Here is a 14,650-nt window from a genome sequence, read left to right as displayed (position 1 = left end):
CGTTCAGTTTCCCGTTTTGGCAAAAGTTTCGATACGGGTGCCGATTGCATCACGGACTGTTTGGAACACTGTCCATTTTTCTTCATCTGTCCCTTGTGCTTTCGCTGGATCTTCAAAGCCCCAATGTTCACGTCTGACGTGAGGCGGAGTCATCGGACATTTATCAGCTGCATCGCCGCAAAGCGTCACAACGAAATCCGCGCTATTCAGCAGTTCTGGATCAATGATGTCAGAAGTTTGGGTTGAGATGTCGATGCCCACTTCATTCATGGCTTTTACCGCGTTCGGATTTAAGCCATGAGCTTCGATGCCGGCACTGTAAACATCCCACTCTCCAGCTAAATGTTGTTTCGCCCAGCCTTCAGCCATTTGGCTGCGGCAGGAATTACCGGTACATAAAAAATAAATCGTTTTTTTCGGCATAATTAGGTTCTCCTCAATTGAGCAGCTTTTGGCAGCCGCTTATTTTTGTCTGCGATTCTCTTCTTATCAGCAGCAATCCACTGGAGCTTCTTTGGCGCGCAGCGCTAATAGCTGGGGATCTGCCTCTTCAATATGGCTCAAAATATTCTGCAGCAGCGGCGCATGCACCGAATCCTGGTTCAAGGAATAAAAGCGCCATTGCCCTTTTCTGTTTTCTTTCACGAGTCCTGCTTGTTTCAGCTTACGCAGGTGCTGGCTGATGGCCGGCTGGCTCATGCCGAACATCTCGACAAACTGGCAGACACATAGTTCATTGGTCTCCACCAGCTTCATCATCAGCAGGCGTGTGGGATCGCTGACGGCTTTCAGGCAAGCCGTGACGTCAGCTGCAGTTGTTTTTGCTAAAGTCTCCATGAAGATCCACTCCTTTGGATTCAGTATATAATCATTTGTTTATATAAGTCAATTGCCATAAAGATTCAATTGCTGGCGCAGGTCGGACAGAAAGGCTCAGTCTGCGATCTTGATGAAGAAATGGCAATGCCCCATCTCTATCACTTGAAAATTCTGCGGACACCGGCCTATTGACGAAGTTATCCAGTCCGCTCAGTTAGATTTTTCCGATTTGACCGGATAATCGCCAATATTGGATCTGCCTGAAATGAAAAACAGCTGCTGTTAGAGCGGAATATGAATGAATAATTACATTCAAAAGGTTTTTCAAATATCATGAATAATGCTACCCAACAACTCTTCCGCCAGATTTTTGAAGTCCAATAAATTCGCTATGAATAAACTTGAATATAATAAAAGCCGACACTCAAGGTGAGTATCAGCTTCCATTCGTTTCTATTCATCTCTATTCATTAGTAATATGAATCGCATTCAGATCAATTGACAATAAAATCCCTTGGCCGACGATCATTCCTTCTGCTTCTAGGTTGGAAAAATGGCTTTCCAATTGATGTCCCTCCACTTGTACGGTTGCTGTATAGAATCCGTGGTTAAAGCGCAGCTGTTGAATCGTTCCCCGTAAGTACAATGAATCAGGGGACTGCAAGGCACGATGATCAACTGCCTTCAACATTTCCGGGCGCAATACCATGTAGGAAGCACCTGACTTAATGCTCTCGCCTACCGGAAATTCAATGGCCTGATCCATTGAAGCGAAGCAGCCGTTTGCAACGTTCCCTTCAATGATATTTTTCAGACCAAGGAATCTGGCAACTTTCTTGCTTTCGGGCTCTTCATAGATGTCTTTCGCCTTTCCAACCTGCAGCAAACGTCCTTCGCTCATGACTCCGATTCGGTCGGACAAATGGAAAGCTTCTTCACGGTCATGGGTAACGAACAGCACCGTAACACGAAATTCTTTGTGGATGCGGCTGAGCAGGTTCCTCATTTCTTCCCGAAGGCCTGGATCCAAGGCACTGAACGGTTCATCCATCAACAAGACACGCGGGTTGGATACCAAGGCTCTTGCCAATGCCACACGCTGCTGTTGCCCACCGCTCAATTGATCCGGAAAGCGGCTGCCGAACCCATCGAGCCCGACATGAACAAGCATGTCACGCGCCTGGGCCAAGCGCTGTTTTTTGCCGATTTTCTGCATTTTTAAACCGAAGGCCACATTGGCCTCCACTGTCATATGCGGAAACAGCAGGGATTGCTGAAACACCATGGCGAATCTTCTGGCTTCCGGTGGAACTGCCGTTACATTGGCGTCTCCTATCCAGATTTCGCCTGCGTCCGGCTGCACCAGGCCCGCCACCAGTTTCAAAAGCGTTGTTTTGCCGCACCCAGAAGGGCCAAGCAGAGAAAAAAACTCGCCTTCGTTTATGGTCAGCTCGACCGGCGTCAAAGAAAATGCCGGATTGTTCTTTTCTGGCGTCTGGCCGTATTTTTTTTCAAGATTGATGATGCGCAAATCGCTCATCGTCCCACTCCTTTAGCCCTTCTCTATGACGGCTTTCTTGTTTTGATAGTATTTTTTCAAAACGGTATCCATTACGGCCAAAGTCACGATGGCGATGCCCGCAAACAGCAAGGAATAAGCGGAAGCCACTGCCGGATCCCCACCACTTATGAACGGGAACAACAGAATCGGCAACGTCGCCACTTGGCCGGACCCGATGATGAAGGTGATCAAGTACTGGCTTAAAGAAATCAGGACGCTCAAGCTGGCCCCAGCTGCGATGCCCGGCAACAGATGCGGCAGCACCACATGATAAAAACGTGAAACCGGGCCAGCCCCGAGCATGCGTGCCTGATTTTCCCAATCAACTGACAAAGTGGAATAGCTGATGACGACCGCTCGCACCATATAGGGCAAAGTCGGTGAGATATGCGCCAGGACTACACCCCAGATGGTTTCCGTCAGTCCCAATCTCAGAAACGTCAAATGGATGCCCATCACCGCAACAAAAGGCGGAATCACAATCGGGGCAAAAAGAATCGCTTCCCAAAGCCATTTAACGCGGAGTTGATGGCGAACAAGAGCAATAGCAGCGGGCACCGCAAGCAGAATATTCACAGCCGTGACGGTCAAAGCGATTAATAAGCTCATCCAAACGGCTTGCCACGTACCGGAGCTTCCAATCAGCACATATTCCCAGGCACGGAAACTGAATGACTCAGGCAGAATGTGCGGCCATTGCCAGCCAAACGACAGACTCGACAGCACCAACGGTATAAACGGTAGACCAATGACTATGAATAAAAGAATGAATAAAAAAGTTTTTAATAAGACTCGGGGTTTATTCATCAATCCCACCCCTTCATTACATTCCAGCGTTTGCTGAAATAATAAACGACCAGCCCCAATAAAATGGTTAAAGCCGCCAAGATGATATTCACAGCTAACGCTTCCGGCCGGTCCGCCAATGTACCGCTTGTGTAGAGTTGATACGAATAGACCGGCAACATGCTTGGGTACGTTACCCCCAACAGGAATGGAACCTCAAAAGCAGAAAACGTGAAAACAAAAACGATGAATGCCGCAATCGTCCATGCCGGCAAGATCGCCGGCAGAACAATTTCACGGATAAAACTCCAGTTTCCTGCACCGTAGACACGAGATACATCACGCCACGACCGGTGGATCCGAGACAATACCGGATAAATCATCAAAGATACAAAAGGGGCCTCTTTCCAGGCATAGGTTAAAATAATGCCCCAGCCGAATGGATCATTGACCAGCACGGGAAACTCCTGGATTTCCCCGATCCATCCAAAGTTTGCGAAAATCTTTGACATAAAACCGCTTTGCATAAACAGCAGCACAATAATATAGCCGCCGACCAGATGTGGAATGGTTAACGGCAATTGGAACATTCGGTGCCAGAGCTGGGTATTTCGCGACTTTGCAGATTCATTCAGCATAAAAAGCGACACCGCAATTGCTGCACCCAATACGGCTGAAATCAGAGACGACAAGGCGGCCACACGTACGGTCAAGGATAAGGATTCCCAAAATGCAGAAGAGCGGAACAACTCCGTATAGGCGGTCAGTTCAAAACCGGTTTCCCCGATTGCTGGAAAATAGCCGAGGCTTTTCAGCAGCCCATCAAAAAGTCCTCCAAAAAACAGGAGGACAATGGTGCCGATGGCAGGCAGCAGCAAAAGATAAGGCTTACTCTTTTGCCACATTTTCCATCCACCCTTTTTCGATAATTTCAATATAATCTGCAGACAATTCAGGAAGGCGGTGGTTTTCCAGGTCTTCCAATGGAAGAGTTGCCTCGCCCATGTCCACATTATTCATGGCGTCTTGTTGTTCAGGAGACAGTTTCTCCAAATCCAACGCCGACAGATCTCCCCAGTTTTCAGGAGACAGTTTAGCGGTTTGGGCTTCCGGCGACATCATTTCGTTAATGGCCACCATTGCACCCGCTTTATCGGAAGAGTTGAAGGGAATCGAAAGGAAATGCGTATTGGACAGTGTTCCGCCTTCCAGCACGAATGTGCGCGTGGATTCGGGGAATCGCCCTTTCAATACTTCGCTGGCAGCTAGCGCCGGATCATAACTCATGGTCATTCCGATTTCACCGCTCGCAAACAATTGATCTTGCTTGGCCAGGCTTTCAGGATAAGTTGTTCCTTCACGCCATAAATAAGGCTCGATTTCATTCATGTACTGCCACATCGGTTCCAGACGTGCTTCCAAGTCTTCGATGTCTGCGGCAGGCTGCTGGTATTGTTCATAACCGCCCGTCGTTTCATAGAGCACGTGGCGGATAAATGCACTTCCTGTAAAATCAGGCAACGCGGGATAAGTGAATTGGCCAGGATTTTCTTTGACCCATTCGGCCAGTTCTTCCATTGATTTCGGTGGGTTTTCCAACTTCAGTTCGTCATGGACAAAAACGAATTGGGCTTTGCCCCATGGCGCTTCAAGTCCGTCGACTGCTTCCCCGAAATCGGTTGCGATTTCCGGTGCTTCTGCATCGACATAGTCATTGAAATTCGGCAACTGGCCACTGAAATCTCCCCACAGCAACTCATTGTCTTTCGCCGCTTTAAAATTTTCGCCGTTGATCCAAATGATGTCCATGCTGCCTTCATTTTTGCCAGCTGCTTTTTCGTCGACCAGTTGATTGATGATGTCCTGCGCATCATTTACCGGCACACGGGTTAATTCCACGTTGTGCTCTTCTTTCAACCGGGGAGCCACCCATTCATCGAGGTAGCGGTTAATGTTGTCGTTTCCGCCCCACATGTACATATTGACTTCCTGTCCCATCCCAGCTTCAGAAACTTCATCCCAGTCGTCCGTCAATAGGTTTTCTGTTTCTTCTGCTGTTCCGCTTCCAGATTCATCAGAACATGCAGCTAGTGTAAGTGCCACCAAACCTGGCATTAACAATGTAAACTTTTTCACTCTTTCCACTTCCTAAACGCTTAGTAAAATGCACTTTATTCGTCGAGCTATTGCTTTTTATTCCATTTATTGCGAATCAAAATCGGAACTGCGGTCAAAACGGCAAAAACCAGGACCGCCAAAATAATAATCCGTGGATTTCCGCTGATAAAACTGCTCCCTAAGAAATTATAGGCGAAGGTACCTGGAATGATACCAATCAATGTCGCTAAGGCAAAAGATCCAAAACGAACTTTCGCGAATGCGGCTGCGTAGCTGATCAAGTCAAAGTTGATGACCGGAATAAAGCGGAACAACAGAACATAGAGAAAGCCGTTTTGTTCCATTTGCGATTGGATTTTCCCGGCATTCCCAGTCCATTCTTTGCGGACCAGGCTTTTCCCTACTGATTTTGCGATAATAAAGGACAGCATAGCTCCGAGTGTCGCTCCGATAATAGTGTAGAACGTACCTTGCCAGGCGCCAAACGCCAGGCCGCCAGCAATCGACAGTACCGATGCCGGGAAAAAGACCAATGGCCTGATGGTATAAATCAGCATATAGATGGCCGGTGCCCAAAAGCCGAATGATAAAATCCAGCGGCGGATGCCATTTGCGTCAACATCAAAAACGGAACGACTTAACCAGACAATTAGGACGATGGCTACTGCTGCCAGCAACCATTTCCCGATTATTGGAGCGGTGCCTTTCTTCATGAATTGCGCGTATGCGCCGAGATGTTGTAATACCGGTTTTTCATTTCATCGTAGCGTTTTCGGTTGACGCCTGCGTCTGAATAGCCGATTCGTGAAGCTGAACGGAATTCGATTCGTTGGTCGGCATCGTTAAAATAAAATTCGATGTCGTCTTTAAAGCGCATCGTTTTGGATTTCGCGACAGCGTATACGTAATTTTCGTCGTTTTGGACGATCGTCACACCTTCATAGCCTTTCAACATCCCGATCAAGTTCTTTTTCGCCTGGCTTTTCGTGCCATTGTATGGCCACGCAGGAACAAATTTGTCTTTAGAACCAGACTGGGATGACACGGCGTTTGGTGTTGACGGCATTTCTTTCAGACGGCCGTTTTCTACGCCGAGCTTCGGTTTGACATTGTTTTTGATGGCCATGTTCGCGATGCCGATCCCCGCTGCAGTTGCCGCTCCGTAAATGGCGACTTTTTCTGCCGGAATTTCTCCCGCTTTGGCTTTATTGAATGTTTTAACGACCGGTTGGTTCAACAAGTTATCAACATAGACTTTCTTGCCGATCTTCACCAGCACTTCGCTGTAAGTCGGATAGGGATGGATGACACCTGACAATTTGCCCATGTTGATGTGCAGGGATTTGATGGTCTGGATCTGGCTGATGATTTCTCCGGCACGATCGCCGAGAATGCTCGCCCCTAAAATGTAGCCTTTTTTATCCAGAATGATCTTCACTTTGCCGATGCTGTCTTTTTTGGTATTGGCACGATCGATGTCAGCGTAATCGTGTTCATAAACCCGGATCGAGTCGCCGTATTTTTCGCGCGCTTCTTCTTCGGACAAACCGGATCTGCCGAGTTCTGGATCCGTGTATGTACACCACGTGACATGCTCGTAATCCATTTTTTTGTTGATGGGCAAGATGGCATTCTGCGTAGCCGTAATGCCTTGCACATTGGCCATATGTGATAATTGGTACGGTCCGACAACATCGCCGATTGCATAGATGCCTTTAGCGGTAGTTTCCATATGGTCATCCACTTGGATGCTTTTCGAATTGTATTCGACGCCTGCTTTTTCCAGATTGTAGCCTTTGACATTCGCTTGGCGTCCAAGCGCTACCAAAAGCCCTTCTCCGGTTACCGTCATTTCTTTGCCATCTTTTTCGATTGTCAAATCGATTTGATCGCCTTTTTGATCAGCTTTAACGGCAGTAGCACCCGTATGGATCGTTACGCCTTCATCGATCAAACGCTGTTGGATCATCAAGACCAATTCTTCTTCATCTTTCGGCAGGATTCGTTCGAATTTCTCGACCAGCGTCACTTTCACGCCGATGCGGTTCAAAGCCTGGCTCATTTCGACGCCGATAGCCCCTCCACCAAGTATGGTCATGGATTTCGGGAAGGTTTTCTGGATAAAGAGGGTTTCATTCGTCAAATACGGCACTTTATCCAGTCCGTCGATTGGCGGTACCATCGGTGATGAGCCTGTGGAAAGGATAAACTTCTTCGCTTCAATGCGTTCGCCATCCACTTCTACTGCATGCGGACCCACGAATTTGGCATAGCCGTTGATGAAATCAATGCCTGATTGTTTCAGCACTTCCGGTGATTCTCCCGCATAGACTTTCTGTATCACTTCCTGGATGTCTTTCAGGACGGCAGATGTATCGATTTGGAGGTTGGGTGAATATTTTTTGGCATGATGGACTTCTTTTGCCGTATTGATCAGCGATTTACTTGGAATACAGCCTGACCAAGTACATTCTCCGCCCGGTAAATTCTTGTCGATCAAAACCACTTTTTTCGAGAATCCCGCTCCTGTAAATGCAGCGGTCAAACCGGCTGCGCCAGCTCCAATTATTGCAATATCATATTTTTTTACCATCTTTACCATTTCCTTTCTTATTCTAAATTAGTATCATCTTAACAAACTACTGAAAAAACTTACTCCTAATCAGACTCGGATCGCGAGAAAAAATGAAATCCCCTTCTTCGCCTTCGAGTGGGATTACGGGTTTGAATCAGGAACATATACTATACTGAAAGTAACTTGAAAATGAAAAAGGTGAACTGAATGTTGGATACACACGCTCGAAAACATGTTCAACCAGTCGTAGAAAAGACGGCTGATTTCTTGCTGTCAAAGGGTTTCACGGCCGATGGTGTTACAAAAATCGCTTTTGCTATCGGCATGTCTTCAGGTGTTTTCATTTACCTGGACCAGCCTTTCTGGGCTGTTTTCGTTCTTTGGTTTTCCGGCTATCTCGATGTCGTTGACGGCACCATGGCACGCAAAACCAAACCATCTTCATGGGGGACCTTGCTGGATATCAGTTTTGACCGTTTGGTGGAAATCAGTGTAATCGTGGGGTTGGCATTCCGTTTTCCCGAATCGATGTGGGCATTGCTGCTGTTGAGTGTTTCCATCATCATCGCCATGACCGTGTTTCTGACGGTAGGCGCTTTGTCCGATAAACAAGGGATGAAGTCGTTCTATTACCAGGCTGGCTTGGCAGAAAGAACAGAAGGCTTTATTCTCTTTACCCTAATGATTATTTTTTCAACATACTTAACAGCCATTACTTTATTTTTTTTCGCTGTGCAAATCATCACGATCTGCCAGCGTATGGCCGAGGCCCGGCGCATTCTGAAATAGACAGGAGAAGAGTTGGATGAAGAATCTTGTGCTGGTCGGAGGCGGACATGCACATTTGCATTGCCTGGAACAACTGAAGACGGATTTTCCGAAAGACTGCCGGGTTGTGGTGATATCCCCCTCCCCTTACCAATATTATTCTGGCATGTTTTCAGGATTTGCTGAAGGTGTTTATAGCGAAGATGACATCCGCATCCATCTTCGAAAACTAAGCGAGCATGTCGGGGCGGAGTTTATCGAGGATACTATCATCGCTGTCGATGCTAAGGCAAAAGAGCTCACAGGTGCAGACGGAGCGGTTTATCCCTATGACTTGGCATCGTTTGACATCGGTTCGCAAAGCGATATCCCCCAAGCTGCAGAAAATTATGTTTCCTCCATTAAACCCAATTATCGGTTTCCTGAGCAATTGCTTCACATTAGAGATACCGCATATCCTGTAGTCGTTGGAGGAGGATCTTCGGGAGTAGAATTGGCTTTCTCCATTTTAGCCTGGAGAAAGCAGAATAAGCTCCCAGCCAACGTGGCATTGTTCAGTTCGGCTTCCCTGCTCCATGGCCAAGGTAAAGCGGCTTCAAAAAAAATCGAAAATGTCGGTACACAAAAAGCTTTGCCATTTATGACGGGGGTGTCGGTGCAAGCCATCGACAGCATCAGCGTGACGGCGAGTGACGGCAAAAGCTATCCCCAATCAGGTGTATTGTGGCTGACGGGTCCGAAAAGCGCAGCTCTCTTTAGGCTTTCCGGCTTGGCTACAGATGCCGGCGGATTTTTGCTGGTCAACGACAAGCTGCAAAGCATCCGGCACCCTGATTTATTTGGAGCCGGTGACTGTATAACCATCGATCGTTATCCGGTCCTCGCCAAAAATGGCGTTTATGCGGTTCGCCAAGGTCCAATTTTGTGGAAAAACCTAAAGAATAGACTTTCCGGAGATGCGCTGTTGCCCTTTGTTCCGCAAACGCGGTATGTCTCCATTTTGTCGACCGGTGAAGGTCAAGCTTTCCTGACATACGGAAAACGGGCTTTGCATGGAAGGATCCCTTGGAAAATGAAGCAACGGATTGACCAGAAATTTATGGAGCGCTACAAAAATCTTTATGAATAGAGAATGGAAACACAAATCGTTATTTCCGACAGGCAAAAGCCCATTCCTGTGCCGACCTGTATAGTCAGCATAGGAATGGGCTTTTTCTGTTTAATTTTCTTCACCCAGAGTCGACACGCGATCAAATGCTGTTGACTTTCCATTGATGAAGACACCAATCACTTCATGATGATCATCCAATGTCAGCTTGTAGACATGCTGCTTTGCAGGAATGCTGCTGCCGTCCGCTTCACTGATCAAAATTTTAAGTGTGTCGTCCTGTTCTTCAATATCGGTAAGAGGATCTCCTGCAGATTGATAAATTATGTAGGCTGTTTGTTCACCTTCATAGATGAGCTGTAGGGGTTCATGTGGATCTATCAGCTGATTTAAATTGTCCGGCACGGTTTCGACTTCACTAAAGCTGAGGATCGAATCGTCCGAAGTGCATGCGGCCAATAAAACAATCAGCATGATCAGTAACAGCTTTGTTTTCATCAAGCGGACCTCCTTATCGGCATTTATCTTTTAGGTTGGCGCTTGCTTTCAGTTTCTGTCCGGCAAGGCAAGGAAGTAAGTTTTTTATAAGCAATCAACAGCAATCCGCAAACAAGAGCCGTTGCCAAAAACGTTCCCATATAGAACACTGGAGAAGTTGCAGTCCCAAAAGACACGGTACTCTGCAGATCCCCTGTATTTTCCCACGCGCTCGAAAAATTAGGCCTGTAGGTGACGGTTTTCACATAGCCGACTGCAAGCGACGCCAAAAAATAAAGAATGTGGAAGATGGCCGCTCCCAACAAAGCCTGCCCCATTATTTTCATACCCAACTCCCCTTTTTTATTCCATTATTTAGTATATCAACCAACTCCATCACTGTACACGAAAAATTATCGAATTTTCTAATAGTAATCATCCTAAAAACAGGCCATGTTTTTATAGCACAGCCAATTCAGCAGTATTAATCAGCTTTGTTAACCTTTATCAATAAGATTGGCATCATTTTGCTTGTCCATCTTCAGTGGAATGAAATAATGGGCGCTGTCTGCCCACAGGAGTTCCCGAGACAAAATATCGAAACTGGAATGAAAAAAATCCTGTATTGGCTGACCTGCACCATCAGAACTAAAGGCGTTTTCTAAACTGAGAAAGTATTCACTCACCGACGGATTATAGTAAGCCTCTTTGGGTTTCAGGACGTCATCATTCAAGTCTTTAAAGATGAATGGGTAAGGCAGCACAAAAAAAGTCGGAACATCGACTTTATCATCTCCCAACCAAAATCCGTATTCGATCATCTGTTCATCAAAAGCCGCTTTTTCGATGATTTTGTCTTCCGGGAATGGGTCCATTTTGTTTTTGACAATCAACAAAGACACATCAAATGTTCCCCAAAACAGTTGAGGTTTCACTTTCCGGCATCTGAGCGGGCCTACAAACTTCAGTTGTTCACGCTGTGCCAAATGGAATAGTTGCAGCCCCCTCATCGCTTGCTGGCGATTAAAAGTTAAGGGAGTGCTGTCTTCGTTCAAGTTTTTCTGATAGGCCATTTCCTGCGGTTTAGGATTAATCGTGACGCGGATGCCATTTGAATTCAACGCTTCCATTATTTCTTCAAAATAATCCTTTATGGATTTGGAGGATTTTAATTCCAGGGATCGGACGTTGCCATCCACATTGATAAGGATTTGGCTGTTGCGGATGTCTACATCCACTTGAAAAGCTGTATTCTTTTGAAACAGCAAGCCTGTCGAAAAACCATCAGGTGTCAAATTCAACCCGACATGCGCCCATTGCGGCTCCTGTTGGGCAGTTTCCAATTTTATTTTCCCCAGAATCTGTGAAATCAAATGCAAAGTGAATTTGGTATCAGCCCACTCGGAATGCTTGATCACATCAACCTTCATTCTGTTCGCCTCCGGGATTCGTGTTATTTTAACTACTATACCAACCGTCACCAAATAAGAAACATAATGTACCAGAGACTGCACATGTCCATAGCAAGTTAGAAGAATATTAAGAAATCTTTTGGACAAATAGAAACTAATCGGCAACTATTCATACATAGATGATGAATAGTAGTATTTTTTTTAGACTTTTCTCTATTATGCAAGGGTTCCACACTGATATTTCAGGTTCACCAATTTAAACTAACCAATCGTGCAGCTTCTTTGCAGCAGCCCATTTCCTTCAACTCTTCGATGAGAAATGCCTTTAGTTCAGGATCTTCAAAAACCAATCCAGTGAATTGTACATCTCTGATCAAAGCCAATTTACTTTCCTTTGGAGCAGAAACAAAAAATGTCATAATTTCTTCTAAAGTCGGGTCTTCATTTCTTTTTAAATGAAAAAGGGGAGAATGATCCGCTATATTTTCTGTAGCGGCTATACCAAGGCCATCCATTGTCGGCAGAACGACTTGCGTACTTCTTGACGCAGTTACTGTCTTCTGAATGTACTCGTAGACGTTGGCTATATCCACACAGCCCATGACTTCTTGCAATTTCGCTGCCACTTCTTTTCGTACTCTATAAAAATCCGTTTCCGTTGAGGCGTCCTTTTCTGCATTTTGCTTCATTATTTGGTAATCATCAATCGACTCAAGCATCGATCCATTAAATAAAAACAATAATTCCTCATCACTGTAGAGATAATCAATAAATTCTTTTGCATTTCTGGCAAGCAACTTCACTTCATTTTCAAAATCCATTGGTGAAACACTGACGATAAATGCCTGTTCCAGATCGGTGACTTTACCAAAATCCGTCAACAGGCCAATATGAACCCCATCTACACCTGTCCCCATGAAGGGGAGCGCGTCGAGCGGCGTCTGCTGGTAGGCCTTTGTATCATCTATCCAATGCAAGCCCATATACTCATCCAATGATTTTCCATCCCTATGCAGCACCTCATCAAAAGATTTCAAACGCTTCAATGTCGGGGGAAGAAAGCTTAAATCAGTAATCACTTCCACTCCTTCTGAAATAGACTGACAGCATGAATTAATTTTAAATTTCTGTAGTTGGGGGGCAGCCATTTCCAAATTCAGTACATCATCAAAAGCCTCCACTTTTCCTTCTGCACTTATAACCAACTGTCTCTTTCCGTCTGTAAGTTCACCGCAGATTTTGCAGCTTATATGAGGATTGACCCGTTGAAGCCTTTTCGTCAAATTGTCCAACTCTTTATCTCTGTCAGCTAGCTGCAAGTCCCAATAGGTCTCTTCTCTAACTTTGAACCAATCCCAAAATGCTTCGAATCTGTTCTCAAATTTTGTCGTCCACAGCATCATTTTCCCTCCCTTAATCCAACTGTTCATTCATTTATTATACCCATTTCCTGGATATAAGGGAATCAAACAAACGGGTATTTCCCTTACACATAATTGAAAATAACTTATTTATAAAGCATCGCCTATACCTATCCTTGTGAAGAATTTTGCTTAGGAATAGGCAGATTCATTTCTCAATATTTAAGTAGTACTTATTGATATTGACTAATAGATTCGATTTTACTTATTCTTCAGTTAACGATATGCTTTTATTTAATAAGAGAGAATAATCCAGATTTGAATGGCTATTCTTCAATTTCTTTTCTGAAATCAAAAGGAGTGTTGTCAAAATGCCGAATAACCCGATCAGTGAACGATTCAAATCCATTCCGACCACCGCAATTTCCGATGCGATGAAAGGGATGAACAATCTGGACCCATCGATTAAACCGCTTAAGGAAACCTACAAAATCAGCGGAAGAGCCCTTACCGTTAAAATGCCCATAGGAGACAATTACAGTGTTATGAAAGCGTTGGATGCAGCCGAACCTGGCGACATCATCGTCATTGATGCAAAAGGTGATTTGTCGCGTGCTGTCGCAGGTGATTTTGTCATCGGCATGGCCAAGACCTTGGGCGTCGCCGGCTTTGTCGTAGATGGTGCCGTTCGGGATCTGGAGGCATGCAAGGCATTGGATTTCCCGATTTTCTGTAAAGGCACCACAATTGCGGCCGGCAATAAGGCTGGACAAGGAGAGATCAATACGGCAATTTCCTGTGGAGGCGTTTCGGTTCAACCCGGTGACATCATTGTCGGAGACTGCGATGGCGTCACTGTGATCCCACAGGCCAAGGCAGAAGAGGTTTTAGCCGGTTCACTGGAGAAACTCAAAAAAGATGATGAGCGCGCCACTTCCGTTTCAGAAGATATTGTCGCTATTAAGAAGTATTTAAAAGAGCAGATCGGGAAAGCTTAAATGACGAAAAGACAATGACCACTAGGAGCTTTTCGAAAAAAATCATGGATTTTTTGATAATGACAATGCCCATCCTTCCAAAACCTTTGCTATACGGGCAAAAACCACCCTTTGATGGGTTAAGCGATGGGACATAACGGGTATAGCATATCCAAGACATCAATAAATTTAGAGGAGGAAAACACCATGGATTCAACAATGTGGCTGTACATAGCACTTGGAATCTTCGTGCTGGGCCTGATTATCGCAATCGTCGGCGTTGTTATGCTGATTTCGGGAATCAAAGAACCGGTGAAAAAAATGAAAGGTTCCGCAAACAACTTGAAAGAGCGTGTTGACAAGCTTAATTTGGAAGTGACGACCTTATCGCATACTGCAAATGAATTAAAAGAAGATGTGCAAGTAAAATCCGAAAAAGTCGGAGTTTTGGTTGATGCCGCTAAAGGCACCCTGAATTCGGTTGTTGATTTGAATGCAACCGTCCGATCGATTACAGGTGATATTACGACTCGAGTGGACCGGGATAAACGCAATATCGCAGAAGTTAATCAATACAGCAATACGGCAATCGGTTTAGTTGATATGATCAAAAACCGTAAGTTGCCTAATAAAAGCAACTCTACTTATTCTCCAACCACCATGCCGGACGTAAAAGAATATTAATTTG

At 45.4% G+C, this 14,650-nt stretch carries 16 protein-coding genes; 4 read left to right on the top strand and 12 right to left on the bottom strand.

Going from position 1 to position 14,650, the window contains the following annotated elements:
• Window positions 1–3: 3 nt before the first annotated feature.
• The 8 genes from arsC to IRE19_RS07975 all read right to left on the bottom strand — a co-directional run bounded on the left by arsC (window position 4) and on the right by IRE19_RS07975 (window position 7,877).
• Window positions 4–423, bottom strand: coding sequence for an arsenate reductase (thioredoxin) (arsC, locus tag IRE19_RS08010; protein ID WP_191715722.1), 420 nt, complete (start codon window positions 421–423; stop codon window positions 4–6).
• A gap of 66 nt (window positions 424–489) precedes the next feature.
• Complete coding sequence (locus IRE19_RS08005; RefSeq protein ID WP_191715723.1) at window positions 490–837, bottom strand: ArsR/SmtB family transcription factor; 348 nt, start codon at window positions 835–837, stop codon at window positions 490–492.
• A gap of 445 nt (window positions 838–1,282) precedes the next feature.
• Window positions 1,283–2,359, bottom strand: a complete 1,077-nt coding sequence (locus IRE19_RS08000; RefSeq protein WP_203339938.1) for an ABC transporter ATP-binding protein — start codon at window positions 2,357–2,359, stop codon at window positions 1,283–1,285.
• A gap of 12 nt (window positions 2,360–2,371) precedes the next feature.
• The gene (locus IRE19_RS07995) at window positions 2,372–3,187 is read right to left on the bottom strand and encodes an ABC transporter permease (RefSeq protein WP_203339937.1); all 816 of its coding nucleotides are present in this window, start codon (window positions 3,185–3,187) and stop codon (window positions 2,372–2,374) included.
• A complete protein-coding gene (locus IRE19_RS07990) occupies window positions 3,187–4,071 on the bottom strand; it encodes an ABC transporter permease (protein ID WP_203339936.1) in 885 nt (294 codons plus the stop codon). Before IRE19_RS07990 ends, IRE19_RS07995 begins: the two co-directional genes overlap by 1 nt.
• Window positions 4,055–5,302 carry an ABC transporter substrate-binding protein gene (locus tag IRE19_RS07985; RefSeq protein WP_349291262.1) on the bottom strand — a complete coding sequence of 416 codons (1,248 nt, stop codon included), beginning with the start codon at window positions 5,300–5,302 and terminating at the stop codon, window positions 4,055–4,057. The genes IRE19_RS07990 and IRE19_RS07985 overlap by 17 nt, the downstream gene beginning before the upstream one ends.
• 47 nt (window positions 5,303–5,349) lie before the next feature.
• Window positions 5,350–5,997 carry a TVP38/TMEM64 family protein gene (locus IRE19_RS07980; RefSeq protein ID WP_203339935.1) on the bottom strand — a complete coding sequence of 216 codons (648 nt, stop codon included), beginning with the start codon at window positions 5,995–5,997 and terminating at the stop codon, window positions 5,350–5,352.
• Window positions 5,994–7,877 (bottom strand): FAD-dependent oxidoreductase, encoded by a 1,884-nt coding sequence (locus IRE19_RS07975; protein WP_203339934.1) that lies wholly within the window; start codon window positions 7,875–7,877, stop codon window positions 5,994–5,996. The genes IRE19_RS07980 and IRE19_RS07975 overlap by 4 nt, the downstream gene beginning before the upstream one ends.
• A gap of 189 nt (window positions 7,878–8,066) precedes the next feature.
• On the opposite strand from IRE19_RS07975, the gene IRE19_RS07970 reads away from it, so the two are divergent.
• Both IRE19_RS07970 and IRE19_RS07965 read left to right on the top strand, forming a co-directional pair.
• Window positions 8,067–8,648, top strand: coding sequence for a CDP-alcohol phosphatidyltransferase family protein (locus tag IRE19_RS07970; RefSeq protein WP_203339933.1), 582 nt, complete (start codon window positions 8,067–8,069; stop codon window positions 8,646–8,648).
• A gap of 16 nt (window positions 8,649–8,664) precedes the next feature.
• Window positions 8,665–9,756: an FAD-dependent oxidoreductase gene (locus tag IRE19_RS07965; RefSeq protein WP_203339932.1), complete on the top strand. Its 1,092-nt coding sequence runs from the start codon at window positions 8,665–8,667 to the stop codon at window positions 9,754–9,756.
• A 90-nt stretch (window positions 9,757–9,846) separates the two neighbouring features.
• Here the strand turns inward: IRE19_RS07965 and IRE19_RS07960 are convergent, their stop codons facing one another.
• The 4 genes from IRE19_RS07960 to IRE19_RS07945 all read right to left on the bottom strand — a co-directional run bounded on the left by IRE19_RS07960 (window position 9,847) and on the right by IRE19_RS07945 (window position 13,024).
• On the bottom strand, window positions 9,847–10,233 hold the full coding sequence (locus IRE19_RS07960) for a hypothetical protein (protein ID WP_203339931.1): 387 nt from the start codon (window positions 10,231–10,233) through the stop codon (window positions 9,847–9,849).
• 23 nt (window positions 10,234–10,256) lie between these two features.
• Window positions 10,257–10,559, bottom strand: coding sequence for a hypothetical protein (locus IRE19_RS07955; protein WP_203339930.1), 303 nt, complete (start codon window positions 10,557–10,559; stop codon window positions 10,257–10,259).
• Between the two features lie 150 nt (window positions 10,560–10,709).
• On the bottom strand, window positions 10,710–11,642 hold the full coding sequence (locus IRE19_RS07950; protein ID WP_203339929.1) for a DUF5996 family protein: 933 nt from the start codon (window positions 11,640–11,642) through the stop codon (window positions 10,710–10,712).
• Window positions 11,643–11,872: 230 nt separating this feature from the next.
• Window positions 11,873–13,024 (bottom strand): hypothetical protein, encoded by a 1,152-nt coding sequence (locus IRE19_RS07945; RefSeq protein WP_203339928.1) that lies wholly within the window; start codon window positions 13,022–13,024, stop codon window positions 11,873–11,875.
• A 332-nt stretch (window positions 13,025–13,356) separates the two neighbouring features.
• Between IRE19_RS07945 and IRE19_RS07940 the strand changes: the two genes are divergently transcribed.
• Both IRE19_RS07940 and IRE19_RS07935 read left to right on the top strand, forming a co-directional pair.
• The gene (locus tag IRE19_RS07940) at window positions 13,357–13,983 is read left to right on the top strand and encodes an RraA family protein (protein ID WP_203339927.1); all 627 of its coding nucleotides are present in this window, start codon (window positions 13,357–13,359) and stop codon (window positions 13,981–13,983) included.
• A 186-nt stretch (window positions 13,984–14,169) separates the two neighbouring features.
• A complete protein-coding gene (locus IRE19_RS07935; protein ID WP_203339926.1) occupies window positions 14,170–14,646 on the top strand; it encodes a DUF948 domain-containing protein in 477 nt (158 codons plus the stop codon).
• The last annotated feature ends 4 nt before the right edge of the window (window positions 14,647–14,650 follow it).

The sequence above is a fragment of the Planococcus beijingensis genome, assembly GCF_016820615.1.
Taxonomy (GTDB): domain Bacteria; phylum Bacillota; class Bacilli; order Bacillales_A; family Planococcaceae; genus Planococcus; species Planococcus notacanthi.
This window is presented reverse-complemented; position numbering and strand designations above follow the sequence as displayed.